This is a genomic window from Xenorhabdus griffiniae (assembly GCF_001028135.1).
In the GTDB taxonomy this organism is placed as follows: Bacteria; Pseudomonadota; Gammaproteobacteria; order Enterobacterales; family Enterobacteriaceae; genus Xenorhabdus; species Xenorhabdus bakwenae.
Genome location: NZ_LDNM01000049.1, coordinates 1 through 23541, shown reverse-complemented (window position 1 = coordinate 23541; position 23541 = coordinate 1). Strand labels below are relative to the sequence as shown.

The following is a 23541-nucleotide window of genomic DNA, read 5'->3' as shown; positions in this document are numbered from 1 at the left end:
TTCCATGCAGAAAATTGAATTATGTTATAATATAACATTTCAATGATTCTGCAAGATACTTTTAACTCGTCAACTATGATCACCCTAAAAAACATTACGGTTGAATTTGGTAACCGCAAGGTATTAAACAATATCTCATTCAATCTCAAACAAGGGAAAATTCTGACCCTGATCGGCCCAAACGGTGCAGGAAAATCAACTCTGGTTCGCGTCGTTCTTGGATTAATCCAACCCACTTCGGGCACTATCGAACAAAACCCTACGTTGAAAATTGGTTATGTTCCGCAAAAACTAAACCTTGATCCCACTCTGCCCTTGACCGTTAAGCGTTTTATGATGCTGAGACCCAACGTGAAACAAGCGGATATCTTACCGGTATTAAATCGGGTCAAGGCTGCTCATTTACTGGAGCAACCAATGCAAAAGCTATCTGGTGGCGAAACTCAGCGGGTGCTACTTGCCAGAGCCTTACTTAATCAACCTCAGATTTTGGTTCTTGACGAACCAACACAAGGTGTCGATGTCAATGGACAACTGGCCCTTTACGATCTGATCAATCAAATCAGGACAGAACTTAATTGCGCGGTGCTTATGGTATCCCATGACCTGCACTTAGTGATGGCGAAAACAGACGAAGTTTTATGCCTTAATCAACACATTTGTTGTTCTGGCACACCGGAAGTGGTGTCAATGCACCCAGAGTTTATTGCAATGTTTGGATATCATGGCGCAGAGCAACTGGCAGTTTACCGCCATCACCACAATCATCATCATGATCTTAGAGGGAAAATTATTTTGAAAAATGTTGGGGAATCACATCGATGATTGAATTATTGCTTCCCGGCTGGCTCGCCGGTATTTTTCTGGCAATTGCCGCAGGGCCTCTTGGTTCTTTTGTCGTCTGGCGCAGAATGTCCTATTTTGGCGATACACTGGCACACGCATCACTGCTCGGTGTTGCATTCGGTTTCTTACTGAATGTGAATCCCTTTTATGCGGTTATTGCGGTTACACTTATTCTGGCTACTATTTTAGTTTGGCTGGAAAAACGCCCACAATTGGCAGTTGATACATTATTAGGCATTCTGGCTCACAGTGCCTTGTCGTTGGGCTTAGTCGTCGTTAGTTTTATGACCAATGTCAGGGTCGATCTAATGGCTTATTTATTCGGCGATTTATTGTCCGTGACTTATGAAGATCTCTGGTTGATTGCGGCCGGTGTTGTGATTGTTACCGGATTACTGACATGGCAATGGCGCGCCCTGCTATCAATGACAGTCAGCCAGGATCTGGCTTTTGTTGATGGCATGAAAATTCAACGTCTGCGTGTCCTGCTGATGTTAGTGACAGCATTAACTATTGGGCTGGCAATGAAATTCGTCGGGGCGTTAATTATCACCTCCCTGCTGATTATCCCTGCTGCTACCTCCCGCCGTTTCTCCCGCACGCCTGAGCAAATGGCCGCTTTGGCAATTATTGTCGGTATGCTTTCTGTTACGGGAGGATTAACGTTATCGGCGTTTTATAACACACCCGCAGGGCCTTCTGTGGTACTTTGTTCGGCAGTGTTATTTGCATTGAGTTTAACGATCAAGGCAAGAAGCTGATATTTATCCTCTCTGTCTTTCAATTCGCTGCTTTTTAGCGGTAATGCATACAAGTGACGAGGGTTATAATTTAGGTAAGTTATAACCCTTTATTCGTCTTTCTTGCTCAATCCAAAATGCCGATAAGCATGATGGGTTGCAATACGCCCGCGGGGCGTTCGTTGAATAAATCCTTGTTGGATCAGGAAAGGTTCCAGCACATCTTCGATAGTTTCTCGTTCTTCACCAATCGCCGCAGCCAAGTTATCCAAGCCAACGGGACCGCCCATAAATTTATCAATAATGGCAATCAGCAACTTACGATCAAGGTAATCAAATCCGGCTGAATCCACATTCAGCATATCCAGGGCCTGGGAGGCAATATTATTATCAACTGTGCCATCACCTTTCACTTGCGCAAAATCACGGACACGACGCAATAATCGATTGGTAATACGGGGAGTGCCACGGGAACGCATCGCTATTTGCCTTGCCCCCTCATCTGAAATGTCTAATCCCATATAGCGTGCACTACGGGAAACAATGCTTTGCAAATCATCAACATTGTAAAATTCAAGGCGCTGTACGATACCGAATCGATCACGCAACGGCGAAGTTAAAGAACCTGCACGAGTGGTCGCACCAATCAAAGTAAATGGGGGGAGATCAATCTTGATAGAGCGGGCGGCTGGCCCTTCACCAATCATGATATCCAGTTGATAATCTTCCATTGCCGGATAAAGGATCTCTTCCACAACCGGCGATAAACGGTGGATTTCATCAATAAACAGGACATCATGCGGTTCCAGATTAGTGAGCATAGCGGCAAGATCTCCTGCCTTTTCCAATACCGGCCCAGATGTGGTACGAAGATTAACCCCCATTTCATTGGCAACAATATTTGCCAGCGTGGTCTTACCTAATCCAGGGGGACCAAAAATCAATAAGTGATCCAGTGCCTCACCCCGCTGACGTGCCGCCTGAATAAAAATTTCCATCTGCTCACAAACATGGGGCTGCCCAACATATTCAGACAGAAACTTCGGCCGAATGGCACGATCAATGGCTTCATCATCTTGCAGAACTTCTGCTGAAACCAGACGGTCAGCTTCAATCATCACTTAACTCCTGTGATTACAGAGCCGCTCGAAGCGCTTCTCGAATAAGGGTTTCACAATCTGCACCCGGTTTAGCAACTTTGTTTACCATCCGGCTGGCTTCCTGTGGTTTATATCCCAGAGAAACCAGTGCCGCTGCGGCTTCTGCTTCAATATCGGCAGCGGAATTCGCTTGTTTGCTGACAGCCGGCAAATTAACATCACTACTTTGGTTAAATAGATCGCCATTAAGCCCCTTAAAGCGATCTTTCATCTCTACGACCAGCCTTTCAGCCGTTTTTTTGCCAACCCCCGGCAACTTAACCAGTGAAGCAATCGCTTCTTGTTCTATAGCCGTAACGAATTGCTGGGCAGACATACCCGACAGGATCGCCAGCGCTAATTTAGGCCCAACGCCATTGACCTTAATCAGTTCACGGAACAGTGCACGCTCTTGTTTATCATTAAAACCGTATAATAGCTGGGCATCTTCACGCACAATAAATTGTGTAAATAAGATAGTTTCCTGACCAATTTCAGGCAGTTCATAAAAACAGGTCATTGGCATATGAACTTCATAACCGACACCATGAGTTTCCAACAAAACCAACGGTGGCTGTTTTTCCAACACGGTTCCTCTCAAACGCCCTATCACTGCTTACCCCCTGAAAATAAAATAAATCGTTCCGCTAGCTTATAGCACAAAAAAAGCTGGATGTATATCCAGCACTATCTATTTCAGACGGCCTCGCGTTAAATTTAACCGCGCATTACCTACCCGAAGTAAATTTTGACTGAGATGACAATGTGTAATCGCAATAGCCAACGCATCGGCAGCATCGGCCTGCGGATTAGCAGACAGTTTCAACATCGAACGAACCATGTGCTGTATCTGGCTTTTTTCAGCCGCTCCCGTACCGACTACAGTCTGTTTAACCTGACGGGCGGCATATTCAAATACCGGTATGGATTGGTTAGAAGCCGCAACAATTGCTACACCTCGCGCCTGCCCTAATTTCAAGGCAGAGTCTGCATTTTTTGCCATAAAAACTTGCTCTATGGCAAAAACTGTGGGCTGGAATTGAGTGATAATTTCAGTAATTCCGGCGTAAATCTTCTGCAAACGACCGGGTAAGTCATCTACTTTTGTTCGAATACAACCGCTACCGAGATAGATAAGTTGTCGTCCCTGCTGGCGAATAACGCCATATCCCGTGACTCTGGAGCCAGGGTCAATACCAAGAATAATCGCCATATCGAATTATTCGCTTAAATCGGTTTGCCTGTGATATGGGATAAAAACGTTAGAGAAAGTGCCCTGATTCGAGGAACACTTTCTCTACGCTGTGAATCCTAATGCTAATTACAACAGTGCTGCAACTTCATCAGAGATTTCACCATTATGATAAACTTCCTGCACATCGTCAGAATCTTCAAGCATATCGATCAGACGCAGTAATTTAGGCGCAGTTTCTGCATCCAGTTCCGCTTTCGTCGATGGGATCATAGAAACTTCCGCAGAATCTGCCTTGAAGCCTGCTGCATCCAGTGCATCTTTAACTTCGCCAAAAGACTCTGGAGTAGTATAGACGTCAATCGCACCATCATCATAAGTTTCAACATCGTCAGCACCCGCTTCCAATGCTGCTTCCATCACCGCATCTTCGTCCAGGCCTGGTGCGTAGGAAATAACCCCTTTCTTGGTGAACAGATAAGCAACAGAACCGTCAGTTCCTAAGTTACCACCTGTTTTGGTGAACGCATGACGAACTTCGGAAACCGTGCGGTTACGGTTATCACTCAGGCATTCAACCATCACTGCCGTACCACCAGGGCCGTAGCCTTCATAAATGATGGTTTCCATGTTGTCCGATTCGTCGCTGCCAACACCACGGGCAATTGCACGATTCAACGTATCACGAGTCATATTGTTGGACAGCGCTTTATCGACGGCAGCTCGCAGACGTGGGTTGGAATCTGGATCACCACCGCCCAATCGCGCAGCCGTGACTAATTCACGGATAATTTTTGTGAAAATCTTACCGCGTTTTGCATCCTGTGCAGCTTTGCGGTGTTTCGTATTGGCCCATTTACTATGACCTGCCATGCAAATATCTCCGATAAAACATCTTGTAGACTAAATGACAAATTCTTCAATTGCTTGCCGATTGCTCCACGACTTCGTCAATCTGGCCGCTTCTTCCGCAGCCAGCCATTGATAAGCCAGATGTTCGGTCAGCAAAATTTCTCGCTCCTCAGGTAACGCCAGAGAGAACCAATGTTCTTTATTGCGCGTTATCCCCGGAGCATATCGATGCCGTAGGTGCGAGAAAATCTCATAATAAAGACAGCGTTGACAATCTTTCAGTTCAAGATTTTCATTGATAATATCAATGCCTGTCTCTTCCTGTACTTCACGTAACGCCGCCTCCGGCGGTTTTTCGTCCTCTTCAAGGCTACCTGTCACAGATTGCCAAAATTCAGGATCGTCCCGGCGCTGTAGCATCAGCACCCTTTTGCTGTCAACGGCGTAAATCATAACCAGTACAGACTCAGGGCGCTTATAAGCCATTATTCGTTCTCTTTTTTAACGACTGAAATAGCCAGTTCTTCCAACGCGGCTGAACTCGCTGGGCTTGGTGCATCCGTCATCAAACATGCCGCAGCCGTTGTTTTCGGGAAAGCGATCACATCACGAATATTATCGGTATCAGTCAACAACATGACGAGGCGATCCAAACCGAAAGCCAAACCGGCATGTGGCGGTGTGCCGTATTTCAGGGCATTCAGCAAGAAACCAAATTTTTCCTGCTGTTCCTGCTCATTGATCCCCAGAATGCGGAATACCACCTGCTGCATTTCATTGCGATGGATACGGACAGAACCACCCCCCACTTCATAGCCATTGATCACCATGTCGTAAGCGTTCGCGATAGCGGATTCTGGGTTACTTTCCAATTCAGCCGCCGACCTATCACGCGGAGAAGTAAATGGATGATGCATTGCCGTCAAGCCGCCAGCTCCGTTGTCTTCGAACATAGGGAAATCAATAACCCAAAGCGGTTTCCAGCTTGCCAGATCGGTGATGTTCAAGTCGCGGCCCAATTTCAGGCGCAGTGCTCCCATCGCATCAGTAACAACATTTTTCCGGTCAGCGCCAAAGAACAGGATATCACCATCTTGCGCATTGGTACGGGACAGCAGGGCTTCAACCACTTCCGCAGACAGGAACTTAGCTATCGGGCTTTGCACACCTTCCAGGCCAGCAGCACAGTTATTTACTTTCATCCATGCCAAACCTTTCGCGCCATAAATGCCAACAAATTTACCGTACTCATCAATTTGCTTGCGACTTAGCTCTGCCCCGCCGGGCACGCGAATAGCCGCAACACGGCCTTTTGGATTATTTGCCGGTTCGGCAAAAACAGAGAATTCCACGTCTTTAACCAGATCGGCGATATCCACCAATTCCAGAGGGTTACGCAAGTCTGGTTTATCTGAACCAAAACGGCGCATGGCTTCTTCAAATGTCATCATTGGGAAGCAGCCCAAATCGACATCTTTCACATCCAGCCACAGTTCACGGATCATTTTTTCCATGATTTCGCGAACTTGTTCAGCGGTCATAAACGAGGTTTCAACGTCGATCTGGGTAAACTCAGGTTGACGATCGGCACGCAGGTCTTCATCACGGAAGCACTTCACAATCTGGTAATAACGGTCTAAGCCAGACATCATCAACAACTGTTTGAAAAGCTGCGGAGACTGCGGCAGTGCATAAAATTCACCTTTATGTACGCGGCTTGGTACTAAATAGTCACGCGCACCTTCTGGTGTTGCCTTCGTCAGCATTGGTGTTTCAACATCAATGAAACCCGCAGCATCCATAAAACGACGCACAAAACTGGTGATCTTTGCACGGGTTTTCAGACGCTGCGACATCTCAGTGCGACGCAGATCAAGATAGCGGAATTTCAGGCGCTGCTCTTCACTGTTATTCTGGTTGCTGTCCAGAGGCAATGGCTCCGAGCGGTTGAAAACCATCAGGCTTTCTGCGAACACTTCAATTTCGCCGGTTGCCATCTCTTTATTGATTTGGTTATCAGGGCGCGCACGCACAATCCCCGTAATTTGAATACAAAATTCATTACGCAGTTCAGAAGCCTGAGCAAAGACCTCTTTCTGGTCTGGGTCAAAAAATACCTGAACGATACCCTCGCGATCTCGCATATCAATAAAGATCAAACCACCTAAATCACGGCGACGATTTACCCACCCACAAAGAGTCACTTTCTGGCCTTCATGGGTCAGGTTCAACTGCCCACAATAATTAGTACGCATACAATATCCTTTTACTCAGCTCGTTATGCTTTCTGCTGCGGAAATTTTGGCATTGTTCTTTTCAGGAAGAATTGCAAAAAAAGGTCGCCATTATACTGGAAATTCTGACCGGAGATAAGGCCATAACGCCGTTCTTGACAAGACAATTTTTTGCTATCCGTTAACATTCATAGAATTTATTATTAAATACTATGATTTATAGCGACAGTTTTCTTTTTGCGGTTTATCATCATTTGGCCGTTTTTTGGTTAGGCAATTGGAGTTAAAAAATGGTTAGCTCGCTTTATATCGTACTGGGCGCACTACTGTTAATTAAGCTGTCTCTGGATGTCGTCAAATTAAGAACCCAATATCGGGTCGCTTATGGCGATGGCGGTTTTTATGAATTACAAACAGCCATCCGGGTTCATGGTAATGCAGTTGAATACATTCCAATTTCAATGTTGTTATTGATTGTGATGGAGATGAATGGTGCCCCCGTTTGGATGCTGCATATTTGTGGATTGGTATTACTATCAGGCAGAATACTACACTACTTTGGCTTACGTCATCGAGAAATACGCTGGCGACGTATGGGCATGGCAGCAACCTATATCTCAATGATCATAATGATTCTTAACAACATCTACTATTTACCGTGGGAGCAGATCTTTTCTCTCTATACATAATCTATTCCCTGTATAAATAGTTTGCTGCATATTTTGCGTTTTTGCTCAATGGCAAAGCATAGGTGATTAGAGTGATACCCAGGGCGGTGTGCTACCGCCTGAGGGTCTATCTATTGATTATCCCCCTTTCTGCCTTTTCCTGCATTCTGTTAGAATAACCGCTTCTTATTGTTTCCAAAATCAATGCTGTTATGTCAAATCAAGAATCTCATAATCAACGGGACAGCCTGTTCTCTGCCCCAATTGCCAATTTAGGTAACTGGAGTTTCGATGAACGCGTTGCCGAAGTCTTTCCTGATATGGTGAAACGTTCAATTCCCGGTTATTCCAACATCATTTCCATGATAGGTATGCTGGCAGAACGTTTTGTAACACCAAATAGTCAAATTTACGATCTCGGTTGCTCCCTTGGTGCAGCCACGCTGTCAATCCGTCGTGCTATTAGTTCCGAAGATATTCGTTCCGAAGATAATAGTGTCCATCCCCATACAAAGGGCTGCCGTATTATTGCCGTCGATAACTCACCGGCAATGATCGAACGCTGCCGCCGCCATATTGACTCTTTCAAAGCCAATATCCCCGTTGAAATCATCGAACAGGATATTCTTGATACCGACATTCAAAATGCATCAATGGTCGTTTTGAATTTCACATTACAGTTCCTGCACCCTGATGATCGCCAGAAAATGCTGGATAAAATCTATGCCGGTCTAAAACCCGGAGGCGTTTTGGTGCTATCTGAAAAATTCAATTTTGAAGATGAGCAGATTGGCGAGTTGCTATTCAACATGCACTATGATTTCAAGCGAGCCAATGGTTACAGCGAACTGGAGATCAGCCAAAAACGCAGTATGCTGGAAAATGTCATGCGGACAGATCCTATTGAAACTCACAAGTCACGCCTCAAACAAGCAGGATTCCAGCATGTGGAAGTCTGGTTCCAATGTTTTAACTTTGGCTCATTATTAGCAATAAAAGGCGCTGAACAATGATTGATTTCGGTAACTTTTATCAATTGATCGCCAAAAACCACTTAAGTCACTGGTTGGAATGCCTGCCTGCACAATTAAGCCATTGGCAACAAGCCTCATTGCATGGTCAGTTCAGTTCATGGGTAAAAATTCTGGAGAACCTGCCTGAAATTAACCCCACCCAACTTGATCTGAAAAATGGTGTCATTGCGAACCATGAACCCGAGCTACCAAACGGTGAAAAAGCCCGTATTCAAAATATCCTGAAGCTATTGATGCCGTGGCGTAAAGGACCTTTTTCACTGTATGGTGTGGAGATTGATACCGAATGGCGTTCTGACTGGAAATGGGATCGCGTCCTTCCCCATATTTCTTCTTTAGCAGGCAGAACCGTCCTTGATGTCGGCTGTGGCAGTGGTTACCACATGTGGCGCATGGTGGGTGAAGGTGCCCATTTAGTTGTCGGTATTGACCCAACCCAGCTTTTCCTTTGCCAATTTGAAGCCACCAGAAAGTTACTGGGTAACGATCAGCGTGCCCATCTTCTGCCTTTGGGCGTTGAACAATTACCCGAACTAAAAGCCTTTGATACGGTGTTTTCAATGGGTGTGCTTTACCATCGCCGCTCCCCCTTCGACCATTTATGGCAACTGAAAAACCAGTTAGTTTCCGGCGGGGAATTAGTTTTGGAAAGCCTGGTGATTGAGGGGGACGAACATCAATGCCTCATTCCGGGTGAGCGTTATGCTCAAATGCGGAATGTCTACTTTATTCCGTCTGCCAAAATGCTGAAAGTCTGGCTGGAAAAATGTGGTTTTATTGATGTTCGAATTGTTAATCATGCAATGACGACTTTGGATGAACAGCGCCAGACAGAATGGATGAAGACTGAATCGCTGATCGATTTTCTTGATCCAACCGACCAGAGCAAAACGACAGAAGGCTACCCCGCACCACTGCGGGCAGTACTTATTGCCCGTAAGCCATAATCTTTTACTTTATATTTTAGATTATTACTTTACTTTGCTGGCTGATTACCCCAGTGACATCCTTGACAATGTCACTGGGGGTTTGAAATAAAGCGTGTGCTATTTTTTCCGTTGAACCAAACTCATCACGCCCTTCATCGATTCAACTAACTGGCCATCAACACAGTGATAAGCATATTCATCTACATCACTGTCATCAGAACTCATTTTTACGCCGGCTTTCCGGTATTTCATGGCAGAAGGCACGATCTTACCTGCTGAACTGTGGACTTCTGTTATGCCAATTTCCAGGAATTTACTGATATTACTCATTCTGACTCCCGCCCCGGGCATAATAATCGGTCCCTGGCTAGCCTGTAACAACTCGTTTAACAAAGGTAATCCCAACTCAGCACTTTGTTGCTGACCCGAAGTTAAAATACGCTGCACACCAAGCTCTGTCAGTTGTTCCAACGCAACATGTGGATTAAAACACATATCAAAGGCGCGATGAAAAGTGATTGCCATATTCCCTGACAATGACATCAATTGCCGCATACGCAGCCTGTCGATATGACCTTCTTCGTTTAGCACGCCGAAAACGACGCCAGGAAATCCCATATCACGGATACGAGCAACATCATTTTTCATCACTTCAAAATCAATGTTGCTGTAACAGAAATCTCCTCCTCTTGGCCGTACAATAGGATGTACTGCAATGGATAAACTCTGTCGCGCGTGCTGCAATGCGCCGATGCTGGGTGTTACCCCGCCTTCCGACGGGCTTGCACACAATTCAATGCGATCAGCGCCTGCCTTTTGTGCAACCAGAGCACAGTTTACGCTATAACAACAAATTTCCAGCTTTATCATTCAAAGCCCCTCGGATATAAACGCCCAATTAGCCGACACGTTTCACATCGCCCACAAGAAAGATATAGGAGAGTGCACCAATCAATGTGACGACAGAAATGTAAACCAGTGCTGGAGAAAAACCGTAACTCTGCGCCAAATAGCCAATCACAAGTGGTACAGAGATCCCCCCCAACCCGCCGACAAAATTAAAGATACCGCCGGTCAAACCAATCAAATGCCTCGGTGCCAGTGAAGAAACCAGTGACCAGGTAATGGAGGCAAAGCCGTTACCAAAGAAAGCCAGTGCCATTAGCACCATGATCCATATCGGGTTGTTAGTGTAATTGGCGCCCATAATACAGGTGGAAATTATCAAACCACAAATAATCGGGGTCTTACGCGCCGCTCCCAAAGAAAAACCTTTACGTACCATTTTATCTGCCAACCAGCCAGAGAGCAGTACACCGAGAAATGCAGCCAGAAACGGAACGGTAGTCATGAAACCGACTTTTAGAGCAGTAATCCCCTTCTCCTGAGTCAAATAACTCGGGAACCAGGTCAAAAAGAACCACAACGTTGAAGCAACGGCAAATTGCCCCAGATAGACACCCACCAGCTTATAGTGGAACACCAGCTTCCAGTCAGCGATAGTCAGAGACTGGCGTGCCATTTTCTTAGCGGGCGAGTCATCATCGACTAATCCTCCGCCCATGCGAATATATTCAAGCTCCGTATGACGCATGTTTTTTGTTAACCGTGGCTGCCGATAAACGTTAATCCAGATTAATGACCAAATAATTCCGATACCCCCGGTCAGGAAAAAAACCCAGTGCCAGCTAATTAATTCCTGGATCCATATTAGAAATGGCGTCAGAAAAGCAAGCCCGACAAACTGCCCTGATGTGTAAAAACCAACGGCAGAGGCACGTTCATGTTCAGGGAACCAGCTTGTTACCATACGGTTATTGGTGGGAAATGTCGGTGCTTCAAAAATACCAATAATGGAACGTAATCCAATGAGTGACATCAGTCCGATTGCAAAGCCCTGTAATAGCGTCGCCACCGACCAGCCCAAAATGGCAATAAAATAGGTCACGCGTGAGCCAACGCGATCAAGGAACCAACCCCCGGGAATTTGACATAAGGTATAAAACCAGGAGAAAGCAGAAAAGATATAGCCCATTTCCGTTTTCGTGATAGCAAACTCTTTCTGGATATTTGCTGACGCAACAGCAAGGTTGGCCCGATCAACATAACAAATAACGACCGTAATAAAGATCATTATCAACGTCAGATAGCGCCGACGCCCAATTTTCGCAGTTGTTACTGAAATATTCATCTCAATCTGTCTCCAGATTTTGGGCACAGTGAAACCGTTCACCCTGCCCTATAGTTAACAGAGTGTGTAAAAGAACACATTGATTTAATTATTTATTTAATAACGGATATGATTACCATTCAGCAACGGAGCCATCTTTATGTCGCCACATTGGATTTCGCCAGTCTGGTACATTTTTGCTACGCTCAATGACCTGTGCTTCGTCAATTTCAACACCAAGACCCGGTTTCATTAAGGGTTTAAAGAACCCCCCTTCCATACTGAAATCTTCTTTATTTTTCACAAAATCAAGTAATTCCGCCCCTTTATTGTAATGAATGCCCATACTCTGCTCCTGAAATACCGCATTACGTGATATGAAATCGATGTGCAAACAAGCGGCCAGCGCAATCGGCCCTAGTGGGCAATGTGGTGCCAGTGCGACATCATAAGCTTCAGCCATGCCCGCAATTTTGTAGCATTCGGTAATGCCTCCCGCATGCGATACGTCTGGCTGGAGAATTGCCAGACCGCCCGTTTCCAGTACACGTTTAAATTCAAAACGGGAAAACATACGCTCACCTGCCGCAATTGGAATATGGGTTTGCGCCGCCAGGCGGGGATAATATTCCGCCTGTTCCGCCAGCACGGGTTCTTCAATAAATAAAGGATGATATGGCTCTAACGCCTTAATTAATACCTTCGCCATGGGTGCACTAACACGACCGTGGAAATCAAGCCCAAATTCAATTTCATTACCGAACACTGCTCGGATCTGCGCTACCGTATTGACGGCAGTGTCGATTTTTCGCAAATCATCAATGATGCTCAGTTCTGCACAACCATTTAATTTGAATGTATCAAAACCGATCTTCCGTAAGGTTTTAATACCGTCAATCACCTCCGACGGGCGATCACCGCCCACCCAGCTATATGCTTTGATCTTATCGCGCACCAATCCCCCCATCAGTTGCCACACGGGCGCATTCAAGACTTTGCCTTTGATATCCCATAAAGCCTGATCGATTCCCGCCAGAGCACTCATCAGAATGGGACCGCCACGGTAAAAGCCGGCACGATACATCACCTGCCATAAGTCATTAATGCGGGCAGGATCTTGTCCAACCAAATATTCACCTAGCTCGTGCACTGCCGTTTCCACTGTGCGGGCACGGCCTTCAATCACCGGTTCCCCCCAGCCTACAACACCTTCATCTGTTTTAATTTTTAGGAACAGCCAGCGTGGAGGCAAACGATAAGTCGTGAGTTTAATTATTTTCATTGCACCGCCTCCCGATACGCATTAACAAATAGGGTTGCCTGCCGTGCAGTACGATCAACCGATTGACCGGCACGATAAAGATCACTGCCTAAACCGGCGCCCATGCAACCTGCGTTAATCCATTGAGACAGATTATCCGGCGTTACACCGCCCACGGCGAAAACAGGCACGTCTGGCGGTAAAACCGCTTTCAGCGCTTTGATATAGTTCGGGCCAAATGCCGATGAGGGAAAAATTTTTAATGACTGTGCCCCCGCTTCCAGCGCGGTAAAAGCCTCTGTGGCCGTCGCACAACCTGGACATACTGTCATACCATAAGCAACCGCTCTGCGGATCACTTCACTGCGGATATTAGGCGTGACAATCAGTTTGCAACCCATTTCCGCCAACACATCTACCTGTTCTGGTTTGAGTACAGTTCCCGCTCCAATCAATGCATTACTGCCAAACGCTTTCACCATGGTCGGAATACTCTGTTCCCACTGCGGAGAGTTAAGTGGGATCTCCACGGTGTCGAACCCAGCGTCAATGACCGCCGCGATGTGTTCAAGCGTTTCGTCCGGTTTAATACCGCGAAGAATAGCGATAAGTGGAAGATGAGTTTGCCACAGCATTTGCGATACTCCTTATACCTACCTGAAAAACGGTATCACCGTCTGCCAGAGAGATATTTCGTCCGATAGCGCTGAACGCCTGCTTATAACGAGCCGCTAACGAAAGTCCGGCGACAAGTGTGATAGCCTGTTGATCCACAAAATAGTGACTCATACTCGCAACTTCTGCACCAATCAACAGGCCGGATAAAAATTCACTGACATATTCGCGCGGCAGAGCACCCAATACATGCGAGGCGCGAACTTCGAATAAAAATGGCAAATGCACAGGAGAATCTATTCCCCGTTTAAGCCCCGCATTAAAAGCTTCTGGACAGGCAACCTGTTCTGGCAATCCTGCTCCCACCAGTGAATGATGCAAAAGTAAATGGTGGAGTTCGCCGGTCATCACAGTACGAAAATCATGGATTTGTTGGTCGTCAGCTAATACCCATTTACAGTGAGTGCCGGGCATGACATAAAGAGAAGCAGGAAAAAGCTGATGAGCGCCTAATAATTGAGTCTCTTCGCCTCGCATCACGTTGTGGTTATCTTCACGTGAAACACACAATCCCGGAATAATCCAAACATTGTCTGCGACGGGGGTTAATTGCTCACCTATCGCAGAGAACCGAATGGGAACCGACAAATATGGCGCAATTTTCCAACCCACGTTGCTACCGATCATCCCTGCCATGACAATCGGCGTTTGGTCATCCCGCCAGTTTTGAGTGATTTCTGCTAACACCACCTGTGGGAATTTTCCATTGAGACGGGTGATCCCCGCTGCGGATTGCCTACTTTCCTGACATTCATCACCCTGATATAGCCAGGCGCGTAAATTGGTCGATCCCCAATCAATCGTGATGTAGCGTGCTGTCATGTGATTTCCTTAAGCCTTCGTGCTGAACTGGCAATCATGACAAAGGCCGCTGATTCCCATCTTGATGCCGTACCGTATCAAACAGCGCCTTCTTTTCCTGGCGTGTCTTAATCGCTCATCCAGATTCGTTCAAATATCGCTCACTGAAACGAGCTTATCGCTACGCGGAGTTGCAGTACTACGATAAAGATCACAAAAAGAACACAGCATGTTTAATTTTTGATAATCTCTTTGAGAGAAAAAGGGTGAAATTTGATTGTGACATCATCTTTTGTCACTGCTAACGTTGGATTTGGTAACCTTTCATTGTCACCTTGCGGATGGCTCTCTTTTGTACGAAAAACAACGGGCAACGGATCAGGCAGTAATTTATAGGCTTCGGGTATCAGTTGTTCTGGTGGCACAGGCAGGACAAATTCGACATGTTCCCAACCTTCGTGAATATATGGCTTTTTACCCGGATAAGGTAATTCGACACAATCAATTTGCCAGCCCAGTAAAGTAATTGGCTGTTCTAACTCAAATAAGCAGATCGGCCGGCCATTGATCCTGCTTTCAGACAACAATTGACCACATTGCAGAAAACCTTGACGCCAGCGATCAGCGATTGAAATAGCATTACAACGCAGGGAAATATGATCCGCTGTATACTGTGTAAGTTCCAGGCCCAAATGTTCACCAAACTGCTTTAGCTTTTGTTCAAACTGATATAAATCAGCCACCAAATCCTGTAATTCAGGAATTGTTGAAAAGTGTGTCATCTTTCCCCCAGCAAAAAACTATCGCCTGAAAGGCGAACGGAAAACAAAAAGTCATACCGCAAGCGGCGGCTGATGGTAGCATGCAGGATGCTGAATATGGTATAAAACCCGTTATTTTGTCTAACCCACACGCTTGAGAGTATTTGCACAGTCCAGATGCAGGGGCTTTTGTGCGTAATTTAAGGTAACCCGGTGAATATTCAGGCCATTCTTTCAGAAAAAATCAGCCATGCGCTGATTGCTGCTGGTGCTCCAGCCGACAGTGAAGCTCACGTCCGTCAATCTGCAAAAGCTCAGTTTGGTGGCTACCAGGCAAATGGTGTCATGGCGGCTGCGAAAAAAGTGGGCATGCCCCCCCGACAATTAGCAGAAAAAGTCGTCAGTTTGCTGGACTTGCAAGGCATTGCCAGCAAAGTTGAGATTGCAGGCCCTGGCTTTATCAATATCTTTCTGGATAAAACGTGGGTCGCTGCCAATGTTGAAACAGCGCTGAAAGATGAAAAACTGGGCATCACGCCGGTCGCGCCGCAAACCATCGTTATCGACTATTCTGCGCCGAATGTGGCAAAGCAAATGCACATTGGGCACATTCGTTCCACGATTATTGGCGATGCCGCAGCACGTACCCTTGAGTTTTTGGGGCACAAAGTCATTCGTGCCAATCACGTTGGTGACTGGGGTACTCAGTTCGGGATGCTGATTGCCTATCTGGAAAAAATCCAGAACGAAGATGCCAGTGATATGGCATTAGCCGATTTGGAAGCCTTCTACCGTAAAGCGAAGAAAACTTACGATGAAGATGAAGAATTTGCTGTTCGCGCCCGTAGCTACGTCGTAAAACTGCAAGGCGGAGATGAATATTGCCGGACTATGTGGCGCAAACTGGTTGATATCACCATGTCACAGAATCAGGAAACCTATGATCGCCTGAATGTGACGCTGACAAAAAACGATGTTATGGGTGAAAGCCTGTATAACGATATGCTGCCCGGCGTTGTTGCCGACCTGAAACAACGTGGGCTTGCCGTTGAGAGTGATGGTGCTATCGTGGTTTACTTTGATGAGTATAAGAACAAAGAAGGCGAACCAATGGGTGTTATCATCCAGAAAAAAGATGGGGGCTATCTTTATACCACCACGGATATCGCTTGTGCCAAATACCGTCATGAAGTCCTGCATGCTGACCGGGTTCTTTACTACATCGATTCACGCCAACACCAACACCTGATGCAAGCCTGGACAATCGTACGCAAGGCAGGTTACATTCCTGAATCCATGTCGCTCGAACACCATATGTTCGGCATGATGTTGGGCAAAGATGGCAAACCATTCAAAACCCGTGCAGGGGGTACAGTAAGACTGTCTGATTTGCTGGATGAAGCGATCGAACGTGCAGACGCCCTGATCCGTGAGAAAAACCCAGATATGTCGGAAGACGAACTGAAAAAAGTTGTCAACGCCGTAGGTATTGGCGCGGTGAAGTATGCCGATCTCTCCAAAAACCGGACTACCGACTATGTATTTGACTGGGATAACATGCTCGCCTTTGAAGGTAATACCGCACCTTATATGCAATATGCCTATACCCGCGTAAATTCTATTTTCAAACGTGCACAAATCGATGAAAACAGCCTGACCTCCCCTATTCTTCTGAACGAAGAACGTGAGCAAGCGCTGGCAACGCGTCTGTTACAATTTGAAGAAACTATCACAATCGTTGCCCGTGAAGGCACGCCTCACGTAATGTGTGCTTACCTCTATGATCTGGCTGGCCTGTTCTCTGGTTTCTACGAACATTGCCCAATCCTGAATGCGGATAGCGAAGAAGTGCGTCAGAGCCGCCTGAAATTAGCCCTGCTGACGGCAAAAACGTTGAAGCTAGGTCTGGATACCTTGGGTATTGAGACGGTAGAACGGATGTAATCACCTTGTCTGAAACTGGCATGGAAAAATCATGCCGGTTTCAGTTCACTTAATACAAACGCAATTAATTAATCAGTTACTGCAATCCGCGTTGAGCAAAATCCTTCAATCGAAACCCCATGACAGCCAATGTGGCAAAATAACTCCCCGCACCGGCAACCACGACCCCCATCAACCGTAACAGGCGCAATGCCATATTGCCCTCATCCCAGGCAGGCATAAACCACAATATCGTCAACAATACCCCGACCATGACCGCAATGGCCACCACCAGTTTCAACAGGAAGATGCCCCATCCTGCCAGCGGTTTAAAAATCTCACGCTTGCGCAATTGCCAATAAAGCATACTGGCATTGAAGCAAGCAGCCAAACCAATAGAAAGCGCCAACCCCGCATGTTTTAATGAACCAATAAAAGCCAGATTCATTAACTGAGTCAAAATCAGGGTTGCAATCGCAATCTTGACTGGGGTTTTAATATCCTGACGAGAGTAAAAACCAGGAGCGAGGACTTTAACCACAATCAATCCCATCAGGCCAAAGCAGTACGCAATTAATGCGCGTTGTGTCATTTCTGCATCAAAGGCAGAAAAATTGCCGTACTGGAAGAGTGACACGGTTAATGGCTCTGCTAAAATGCCCAATGCCACCGCGCAAGGTAAAGCCAACAAAAAGCAAAGGCGCAACCCCCAATCCATTAGCCTTCTATATTCCTGATGATCCCCATTGGAAAAACTTTTTGCCAGTGAAGGCAAAAGGATTGTCCCTAACGCCACCCCCAATACTCCCGAAGGCAATTCCATTAAACGATCGGCGTAATACATCCACGAAACCGAGCCAGAAACCAGAAATGAAGCAAAAATGGTATTGATGATCAGTGAAATTTGACTGACTGAAACCCCCAAAATAGCCGGTCCCATCTGACGAATAACCCGCCATACTCTGCTGTCACGAAAGGAAATTCGTGGCAATACCAGCATACCTATTTTTTTCAGGTGCGGAAGCTGATAAGCCAATTGCAAAATACCACCAGCGATCACTGCCCAACCTAATGCCATCACTGGTGGATTGCAGTAAGGTGCCACAAACAGCGAAAAAATAATCATGCTGACATTAAGCAATGTTGGTGCAAAGGCAGGCACAGAAAAGCGATTCCACGTATTGAGAACCGCTCCCGCTAAGGAAGCCAGAGATATCAAAAAAATGTAAGGGAAGGTAATTCTGAGTAGATCACGGGTTAAAGTGAATTTATCCGGTGTATCGGTAAAACCCGGTGCCGTGACATAGATGACCCAAGGCGCGGCAATCACCCCAATCACCGTGACTATCGCCAAAATCAGCGTCAACATCCCTGATACATAGGCAATAAAGGTGCGTGTTGCCTCATCCCCCTGCTGATTTTTATACTCAGCAAGTATCGGAACAAACGCTTGTGAAAAAGCGCCTTCAGCAAAAATACGGCGCAATAAGTTAGGGAGTTTGAAGGCAACGAAAAAGGCATCTGTTGCCATACCCGCACCAAATATACGGGCAATGATGGCATCACGAATAAAGCCCAGAACGCGGGAGAACATCGTCATTGAGCTGACCGCTGCCAGTGATTTCAGTAAATTCATGGTATCTTCTAAGATTGATTTTTATGGAATGAGCATAAAAGATGTAAAGCGATTAAGCCAAAGAAATCAAGATAATATTGTTGAAAATTAATAATTTCCATTCATTTCAATGACTGGACAGGTGAACACAAAACCTCGTTCATATCCTATCAAATATATATTCCATAAACAGAGTCACATCCACAGATCACAAATAATAAACATTATGCTTAACTCAATATATGACTGGTCATTCCTTACTATCCATTGAATGATGAAGTTATTTGAGATGTCATGATCAGCAGGTGTCCAGAAATAACCAAGAGGCCATCCATTTGCAAAATTTTCACAGGACACATATCGGTGGTAGCATTGGCTTTACCCCCCCTCTTCCAATCGGATACTGCCTCAATGAATTCGAAATCGAAGAAGTCATTGGCAAAAGCGGCGGCAGTATTGTGTATCGTGTTTGGGATCACCATCTCAAGCAATCTATTGCTATCAAAGAATATACGCCCCACTCTTTTGCTATACGCCGTCAAGATATGAAACTCAACTTACGAGGAAAAAAATTAGAAGAACGATTTTATGCTGGGTTGCAAGACTTTATCCGTGAAGCCCACTTGATGTCCTGTTTCCAACACCCCTGTCTTCCCCGTTTTCTGCGCTTTTGGCAACAAAACTGCACAGCATATATAGCAGCTTCCTTCTATAAGGGAATGACATTAAATAAATTGAGGATAAAACATCCACATTTCATCAATGAACATTGGCTGCGTCAGATACTGTTTCCCTTGTTAAATGTCCTTGATACGCTCCATCAAAGAAATTATTTACATTGTGATATTTCCTTGGACAATATTTTGATCCAAGAGAATCAATCACCCATATTGCTGGATTTAGGATCTACCCGCCAAACAACAACACGCTTGTCTGATGATACAGAAATAACCATCCGCTCCGGCTTTACGCCCGTTGAGCAATATACTGCCAATGAAGAAAACCAACATGGTCCCTGGACAGATCTCTATGCGTTGGGGGCCGTACTCTATACTTTGATTGTGGGTAAATCCCCTCCGGTCAGTATCGTGCGCAATCTTGACGATAATTATCAGCCGCTGGTCAAACTGCGTCCAGCGGGATATTCCTTACCGTTTCTGCATGCCATTGACTCTGCCCTGGCAATAAACCCCTCAAGACGGCCACTGTCTATATCCGAATTCATTGCTCTTTTTTCAACAAATTTATCCCCATGAATCATCAATCAGTGATGTCAACACATGATCCTGCCAAACTCCGTCAATCATTAAATAGTTCCTGGCATAACCTTCTCGTTCAAAACCTAACCTCTTAAGTAAATTTCCACTGCGATGATTATGTGGCATGTAATTAGCCATAATCCGGTGCATTTTTTGGTGGCGTTGCATATAACGGATTGTCGGTTGCAAGGCTTCATACATTAACCCTTGACCTTGCCATTTTTCGCCTAAAGAATAACCCAGATAACAGGAATAGAACGCTCCCCGTACAACATTAGTGAAATTAGCAATCCCCATGACTTCATTTTCATTAAGATCTAATAACAAAAAATTAAATGCCGATCCCTGCCGCTGTAATTCCGCAATATAATTCAGCCTATTTGTCCATCCAGAAGGTTGATAAAAACTACTCTCTCTTGTTGGTTCCCATGGCTTAAGAAAATCTTTATTTTCTGCATAATATTCAGCCAATTTATAGGTATCCCGTTCATACACCACACGAACAACTATTCTATGCGTAATAAAACGAATCTTGGGAGATGCAGAACGATAACCAAACATGTTTTCTCCTGATATTTACCTTAGAAAATTTATTAACTAATTGAGCGATTACAGCATTTTTAATCACCATCCGACGATAAAAAAATATCATATCTATCCCTCTACCTTAATACTTAAAATTAGTGGACTTAGTTACCACATATGCCCTGCCCCCTCAATTCAACCAGAAGAAAATTGAACCTATCATTATTGGCAAGCATTAGTCATATGATGAGCTAATTACGTCATAATTAGTGTAAGATCTGCCCATTGAAAACGAAAGGAGATAACAATGAGACGATTTTTCTTAGGGGCTGTATTGGTATTGGCAGGATTAATCAGCGGCTGTGATCAATTCAAGGAAGTCAGTATTAACGAAGGTTTGCTGAATGATTATTTATTAAAAAGAGTTCATTATCAAAAGCAAATTAGCCTGCCCGCAGCGACCAAAGCCAATATCACACTGGGAGAGTTGACCAGTCAAATCGGCCGCCAGGATCCAGAAAAAATTGAATTATCAACTCTGGCAAAAGTTCAATTAGTGACCTTGCTGGGAACGGTTCATGCTGATATGAAACTGACTATCAGGGCTAAACCGCTATTCGATGCGAAAAAAGGCGCTATTTTCATTAAGGAATTGGAAATCGTAGACTACCAAACCACACCAGAAAAAGTCGCCACGCCAATTAAAATGTTACTCCCTTATTTGAATGTGTCTTTAAGTGAGTTTTTTGATGCTCATCCGGTTTATGTCTTAAATCCAGAAAAAAGCAAGTCTGAAGCCACTGCTTTAAAATTAGCCAAGGGCTTGAAAATTCAACCTGGTAAATTGGTTATTGATTTGGATGATAAATAATTTTCATTATCGATAAAATAGCAAAGGCGGGTCATTTAACAACCCGTCCTTACTTATTGTCGCTAGATTGACTTATCTGTGTGAGTGATCACTCTACTTCCAGCTCTTCACGTAACGCTTGCAATGCCTCTCGGGTCATCATCGCCAGTGTTCGATAAAAACCGCTGGTCGCATGGGCTTCAACTTTACCAAGAAATTGCCCACACCAAGGCAACAAATATTCATCAAACAACTTAATCTGGGCCTGGACTTCATCTTCTGCGGCCTGATCTTCCAGCCATGATGCAGCCAACAATAAGGAGCCAAATTGATCGGCCGGAGTATCAGACAAAGGCATGCCTCGTTCCACCAAAAACTGGCGTACTTCACTTTCATCCTGATCAGTATAATCAGAACGGCAGACTGCAACACCCGCAGACGCTCCGGTAAACAAGGCATGATAATCGACTTCAATTACCGATAACTCACTGTTTTTCTGTAACCTATCCAATAACTCATCCTGTTCCAAAGGCCACAATGGTTTCAATTTTCCCTCAGCAATCAGGGTGATTATAGGTTGCAAAACAGGATCTTGTGGTGCCCGGTTAAACAATGTTCCCAATATGCGGCAGACAATAGAAAATTCGTTCATGGTTTAATTTACCTCCCAATAACTTACCTAAATAATAGATATCTGTTATTGTCCCTAATCGTCTGCCTTGCTGTAAAGCGACTTGTTAATAACCACGGCGCATATCAACGAGACCAATGGGTGATTCGCCTTTTTCCATTCGTCTGATATTGTCACAAATCATATCCATAGCTTCATCAGGAATAGTCTTAGCCGCGATATGTGGAGTGATATTAATGCGTGGGTGAGTCCAGAAAGGGTGAAATTTTGATAGTGGTTCGTCAACAAATACATCAAGGGTCGCACCGGCCACATAACCTTTATCAATGGCTGTCAGCAGATCTTGCTCTACCAATTGAGCGCCTCGTGCAATATTGATCACATATGAGCCAGATTTTAACTGCCTGAATAATGAAAGATTTAAGAGACCACGAGTTTCTGGCGTATCTGGCAGGATATTAATCAATACCTTACATTCAGAAAGAAAGTCATCTAGCTGTGCTTTCCCATAGAAATTCTCGACATGATCAATTTGTTTTGGCGTTCGGCTCCAGCAACGAACGTTGAAACCAAATTCTTTCAATTTTTCAATAACGCTACGCCCCAAAATGCCTGCCCCCAAGACGCCAATAACAAACTCTTTTCGATTATAGGCAGGCATGGGGTTCCAAAGACGCTGTGCTTGATATTGTTTATATTCATCCATGCGGCGGAAATAATATAACACTGAGGAAACCGCATATTCCTGCATTTGCTGTGCCATACCTGTATCTTCAAGACGTATTAGCGGGATCCCTTTAGGTAATGTTCCCGGGTTTTCTAGCTCTTTTTGAAGGATGGCATCCACTCCAGCCCCAAGCGAAAATATCCCTTTGATATCCTGGCGGCTAGATAACATTTCATGGGGAGGCAACCAAACTAAAGCATAATCAGCAGGAGCATTATCACCCCTCACCCATTGCCGGATGTTAGCCTCAGGTAGCCTAGCTTGTATGCCCTGAAACCATTTATCGCAATTAAAATGAGGAGCAGAAGAGTGAAAGAAAATGATGTTCATAAAATCTCATTCCTTTTTGTTTTTCTAATAGGGTTAACTTATTGCTGAAAGGTTGCAAGCCTCCGATTAGGAAGACAGGAATGAAAATATTGATAATGTTATCTGGTTAACAAATTTGCCATGACGCGTTGCAACAAAAAAGCATTTTTACTCCCGTAATTGGCTACCAGCCACACAAATTGTTTTTTATTTGTCTAATCGGTCAAAAAGCCTGAAAAAATCGTCATAAGCCTGTTGACGCCTGCCCTGCTTTTCCCTATAGTAGCGCCCCGTTGCAGCGATGAACTCAAGAGAAATCACTGCAATATAAAAATATGGTGAGGTGTCCGAGAGGCTGAAGGAGCACGCCTGGAAAGTGTGTATACGTGAAAACGTATCG

At 45.1% G+C, this 23541-nt stretch carries 25 protein-coding genes; 8 read left to right on the top strand and 17 right to left on the bottom strand.

What is annotated here, in order from left to right:
- The first annotated feature begins 42 nt into the window (after positions 1-42).
- Complete coding sequence (gene znuC / locus AAY47_RS11565; protein WP_047770029.1) at positions 43-825, top strand: zinc ABC transporter ATP-binding protein ZnuC; 783 nt, start codon at positions 43-45, stop codon at positions 823-825.
- Positions 822-1607 carry a zinc ABC transporter permease subunit ZnuB gene (znuB, locus tag AAY47_RS11560; RefSeq protein ID WP_047770027.1) on the top strand — a complete coding sequence of 262 codons (786 nt, stop codon included), beginning with the start codon at positions 822-824 and terminating at the stop codon, positions 1605-1607. The genes znuC and znuB overlap by 4 nt, the downstream gene beginning before the upstream one ends.
- 89 nt (positions 1608-1696) lie before the next feature.
- On the opposite strand, the gene ruvB is transcribed toward znuB, so the two are convergent.
- The 6 genes from ruvB to aspS all read right to left on the bottom strand — a co-directional run bounded on the left by ruvB (position 1697) and on the right by aspS (position 7024).
- Positions 1697-2704 carry a Holliday junction branch migration DNA helicase RuvB gene (gene ruvB / locus AAY47_RS11555; RefSeq protein ID WP_047770024.1) on the bottom strand — a complete coding sequence of 336 codons (1008 nt, stop codon included), beginning with the start codon at positions 2702-2704 and terminating at the stop codon, positions 1697-1699.
- Between the two features lie 16 nt (positions 2705-2720).
- Complete coding sequence (ruvA, locus tag AAY47_RS11550) at positions 2721-3338, bottom strand: Holliday junction branch migration protein RuvA (protein ID WP_047770022.1); 618 nt, start codon at positions 3336-3338, stop codon at positions 2721-2723.
- A gap of 78 nt (positions 3339-3416) precedes the next feature.
- Positions 3417-3938 (bottom strand): crossover junction endodeoxyribonuclease RuvC, encoded by a 522-nt coding sequence (ruvC, locus tag AAY47_RS11545; RefSeq protein WP_047770020.1) that lies wholly within the window; start codon positions 3936-3938, stop codon positions 3417-3419.
- Between the two features lie 108 nt (positions 3939-4046).
- Positions 4047-4790, bottom strand: coding sequence for a YebC/PmpR family DNA-binding transcriptional regulator (locus AAY47_RS11540; protein ID WP_047770018.1), 744 nt, complete (start codon positions 4788-4790; stop codon positions 4047-4049).
- 30 nt (positions 4791-4820) lie between these two features.
- Positions 4821-5255: a dihydroneopterin triphosphate diphosphatase gene (gene nudB, locus AAY47_RS11535; RefSeq protein ID WP_047770016.1), complete on the bottom strand. Its 435-nt coding sequence runs from the start codon at positions 5253-5255 to the stop codon at positions 4821-4823.
- Complete coding sequence (gene aspS, locus AAY47_RS11530; protein WP_047770014.1) at positions 5255-7024, bottom strand: aspartate--tRNA ligase; 1770 nt, start codon at positions 7022-7024, stop codon at positions 5255-5257. The genes nudB and aspS overlap by 1 nt, the downstream gene beginning before the upstream one ends.
- A 269-nt stretch (positions 7025-7293) precedes the next feature.
- On the opposite strand from aspS, the gene AAY47_RS11525 reads away from it, so the two are divergent.
- The 3 genes from AAY47_RS11525 to cmoB all read left to right on the top strand — a co-directional run bounded on the left by AAY47_RS11525 (position 7294) and on the right by cmoB (position 9652).
- Positions 7294-7692 carry an MAPEG family protein gene (locus AAY47_RS11525; RefSeq protein WP_047770012.1) on the top strand — a complete coding sequence of 133 codons (399 nt, stop codon included), beginning with the start codon at positions 7294-7296 and terminating at the stop codon, positions 7690-7692.
- Between the two features lie 191 nt (positions 7693-7883).
- The gene (gene cmoA / locus AAY47_RS11520; RefSeq protein WP_047770010.1) at positions 7884-8684 is read left to right on the top strand and encodes a carboxy-S-adenosyl-L-methionine synthase CmoA; all 801 of its coding nucleotides are present in this window, start codon (positions 7884-7886) and stop codon (positions 8682-8684) included.
- A complete protein-coding gene (gene cmoB / locus AAY47_RS11515; protein WP_047770008.1) occupies positions 8681-9652 on the top strand; it encodes a tRNA 5-methoxyuridine(34)/uridine 5-oxyacetic acid(34) synthase CmoB in 972 nt (323 codons plus the stop codon). Before cmoA ends, cmoB begins: the two co-directional genes overlap by 4 nt.
- Positions 9653-9751: 99 nt before the next feature.
- On the opposite strand, the gene cutC is transcribed toward cmoB, so the two are convergent.
- The 6 genes from cutC to AAY47_RS11485 form a co-directional block, all read right to left on the bottom strand.
- Positions 9752-10504 (bottom strand): copper homeostasis protein CutC, encoded by a 753-nt coding sequence (gene cutC, locus AAY47_RS11510; RefSeq protein WP_047770006.1) that lies wholly within the window; start codon positions 10502-10504, stop codon positions 9752-9754.
- A gap of 28 nt (positions 10505-10532) precedes the next feature.
- Positions 10533-11825: an MFS transporter gene (locus AAY47_RS11505; protein ID WP_047770002.1), complete on the bottom strand. Its 1293-nt coding sequence runs from the start codon at positions 11823-11825 to the stop codon at positions 10533-10535.
- Between the two features lie 112 nt (positions 11826-11937).
- Positions 11938-13086 carry a galactonate dehydratase gene (gene dgoD / locus AAY47_RS11500; RefSeq protein ID WP_047769998.1) on the bottom strand — a complete coding sequence of 383 codons (1149 nt, stop codon included), beginning with the start codon at positions 13084-13086 and terminating at the stop codon, positions 11938-11940.
- A complete protein-coding gene (locus tag AAY47_RS11495) occupies positions 13083-13700 on the bottom strand; it encodes a 2-dehydro-3-deoxy-6-phosphogalactonate aldolase (protein ID WP_047769995.1) in 618 nt (205 codons plus the stop codon). Before AAY47_RS11495 ends, dgoD begins: the two co-directional genes overlap by 4 nt.
- A complete protein-coding gene (locus AAY47_RS11490) occupies positions 13651-14562 on the bottom strand; it encodes a 2-dehydro-3-deoxygalactonokinase (RefSeq protein ID WP_047769993.1) in 912 nt (303 codons plus the stop codon). The genes AAY47_RS11495 and AAY47_RS11490 overlap by 50 nt, the downstream gene beginning before the upstream one ends.
- Before the next feature lie 212 nt (positions 14563-14774).
- Entirely contained in the window at positions 14775-15323 is a 549-nt protein-coding gene (locus tag AAY47_RS11485) for a VOC family protein (RefSeq protein ID WP_047769991.1), read from the bottom strand.
- 192 nt (positions 15324-15515) lie between these two features.
- On the opposite strand from AAY47_RS11485, the gene argS reads away from it, so the two are divergent.
- On the top strand, positions 15516-17246 hold the full coding sequence (gene argS / locus AAY47_RS11480; RefSeq protein ID WP_047769989.1) for an arginine--tRNA ligase: 1731 nt from the start codon (positions 15516-15518) through the stop codon (positions 17244-17246).
- A gap of 76 nt (positions 17247-17322) precedes the next feature.
- Here the strand turns inward: argS and murJ are convergent, their stop codons facing one another.
- Positions 17323-18861 carry a murein biosynthesis integral membrane protein MurJ gene (murJ, locus tag AAY47_RS11475; protein WP_047769987.1) on the bottom strand — a complete coding sequence of 513 codons (1539 nt, stop codon included), beginning with the start codon at positions 18859-18861 and terminating at the stop codon, positions 17323-17325.
- Positions 18862-19145: 284 nt separating this feature from the next.
- Here murJ and AAY47_RS11470 point away from each other — a divergent pair, with 284 nt between their 5' ends.
- Positions 19146-20096 carry a serine/threonine protein kinase gene (locus tag AAY47_RS11470; RefSeq protein ID WP_053014270.1) on the top strand — a complete coding sequence of 317 codons (951 nt, stop codon included), beginning with the start codon at positions 19146-19148 and terminating at the stop codon, positions 20094-20096.
- On the opposite strand, the gene rimJ is transcribed toward AAY47_RS11470, so the two are convergent.
- Entirely contained in the window at positions 20085-20660 is a 576-nt protein-coding gene (gene rimJ, locus AAY47_RS11465) for a ribosomal protein S5-alanine N-acetyltransferase (RefSeq protein ID WP_047769984.1), read from the bottom strand. The two genes, AAY47_RS11470 and rimJ, sit on opposite strands and share 12 nt — an antisense overlap.
- Positions 20661-20931: 271 nt before the next feature.
- On the opposite strand from rimJ, the gene AAY47_RS11460 reads away from it, so the two are divergent.
- Complete coding sequence (locus AAY47_RS11460; RefSeq protein WP_047769982.1) at positions 20932-21495, top strand: lipoprotein; 564 nt, start codon at positions 20932-20934, stop codon at positions 21493-21495.
- 88 nt (positions 21496-21583) lie between these two features.
- Here the strand turns inward: AAY47_RS11460 and AAY47_RS11455 are convergent, their stop codons facing one another.
- The 3 genes from AAY47_RS11455 to AAY47_RS22735 form a co-directional block, all read right to left on the bottom strand.
- A complete protein-coding gene (locus tag AAY47_RS11455) occupies positions 21584-22126 on the bottom strand; it encodes a TorD/DmsD family molecular chaperone (RefSeq protein WP_047769981.1) in 543 nt (180 codons plus the stop codon).
- An 85-nt stretch (positions 22127-22211) separates the two neighbouring features.
- Positions 22212-23162: a glyoxylate/hydroxypyruvate reductase GhrA gene (gene ghrA / locus AAY47_RS11450; protein WP_047769979.1), complete on the bottom strand. Its 951-nt coding sequence runs from the start codon at positions 23160-23162 to the stop codon at positions 22212-22214.
- A 186-nt stretch (positions 23163-23348) separates the two neighbouring features.
- On the bottom strand, positions 23349-23541 hold a 193-nt coding region (locus AAY47_RS22735), incomplete at its 5' end, for a hypothetical protein (protein WP_047769976.1).

Bases quoted from the DNA above. Each gene is read 5' to 3' on its own strand.
- cutC (WP_047770006.1), bottom strand. From the start codon at position 10,504: ATGATAAAGCTGGAAATTTGTTGTTATAGCGTAAACTGTGCTCTGGTT.
- nudB (WP_047770016.1), bottom strand. From the start codon at position 5,255: ATGGCTTATAAGCGCCCTGAGTCTGTACTGGTTATGATTTACGCCGTT.
- dgoD (WP_047769998.1), bottom strand. From the start codon at position 13,086: ATGAAAATAATTAAACTCACGACTTATCGTTTGCCTCCACGCTGGCTG.
- AAY47_RS11490 (WP_047769993.1), bottom strand. From the start codon at position 14,562: ATGACAGCACGCTACATCACGATTGATTGGGGATCGACCAATTTACGC.
- znuB (WP_047770027.1), top strand. From the start codon at position 822: ATGATTGAATTATTGCTTCCCGGCTGGCTCGCCGGTATTTTTCTGGCA.
- znuC (WP_047770029.1), top strand. From the start codon at position 43: ATGATTCTGCAAGATACTTTTAACTCGTCAACTATGATCACCCTAAAA.
- ghrA (WP_047769979.1), bottom strand. From the start codon at position 23,162: ATGAACATCATTTTCTTTCACTCTTCTGCTCCTCATTTTAATTGCGAT.
- murJ (WP_047769987.1), bottom strand. From the start codon at position 18,861: ATGAATTTACTGAAATCACTGGCAGCGGTCAGCTCAATGACGATGTTC.
- AAY47_RS11525 (WP_047770012.1), top strand. From the start codon at position 7,294: ATGGTTAGCTCGCTTTATATCGTACTGGGCGCACTACTGTTAATTAAG.
- cmoB (WP_047770008.1), top strand. From the start codon at position 8,681: ATGATTGATTTCGGTAACTTTTATCAATTGATCGCCAAAAACCACTTA.
- ruvC (WP_047770020.1), bottom strand. From the start codon at position 3,938: ATGGCGATTATTCTTGGTATTGACCCTGGCTCCAGAGTCACGGGATAT.
- ruvB (WP_047770024.1), bottom strand. From the start codon at position 2,704: ATGATTGAAGCTGACCGTCTGGTTTCAGCAGAAGTTCTGCAAGATGAT.
- cmoA (WP_047770010.1), top strand. From the start codon at position 7,884: ATGTCAAATCAAGAATCTCATAATCAACGGGACAGCCTGTTCTCTGCC.
- aspS (WP_047770014.1), bottom strand. From the start codon at position 7,024: ATGCGTACTAATTATTGTGGGCAGTTGAACCTGACCCATGAAGGCCAG.
- AAY47_RS11540 (WP_047770018.1), bottom strand. From the start codon at position 4,790: ATGGCAGGTCATAGTAAATGGGCCAATACGAAACACCGCAAAGCTGCA.
- rimJ (WP_047769984.1), bottom strand. From the start codon at position 20,660: ATGTTTGGTTATCGTTCTGCATCTCCCAAGATTCGTTTTATTACGCAT.
- AAY47_RS11455 (WP_047769981.1), bottom strand. From the start codon at position 22,126: ATGAACGAATTTTCTATTGTCTGCCGCATATTGGGAACATTGTTTAAC.
- AAY47_RS11495 (WP_047769995.1), bottom strand. From the start codon at position 13,700: ATGCTGTGGCAAACTCATCTTCCACTTATCGCTATTCTTCGCGGTATT.
- AAY47_RS11505 (WP_047770002.1), bottom strand. From the start codon at position 11,825: ATGAATATTTCAGTAACAACTGCGAAAATTGGGCGTCGGCGCTATCTG.
- AAY47_RS11460 (WP_047769982.1), top strand. From the start codon at position 20,932: ATGAGACGATTTTTCTTAGGGGCTGTATTGGTATTGGCAGGATTAATC.
- AAY47_RS11485 (WP_047769991.1), bottom strand. From the start codon at position 15,323: ATGACACACTTTTCAACAATTCCTGAATTACAGGATTTGGTGGCTGAT.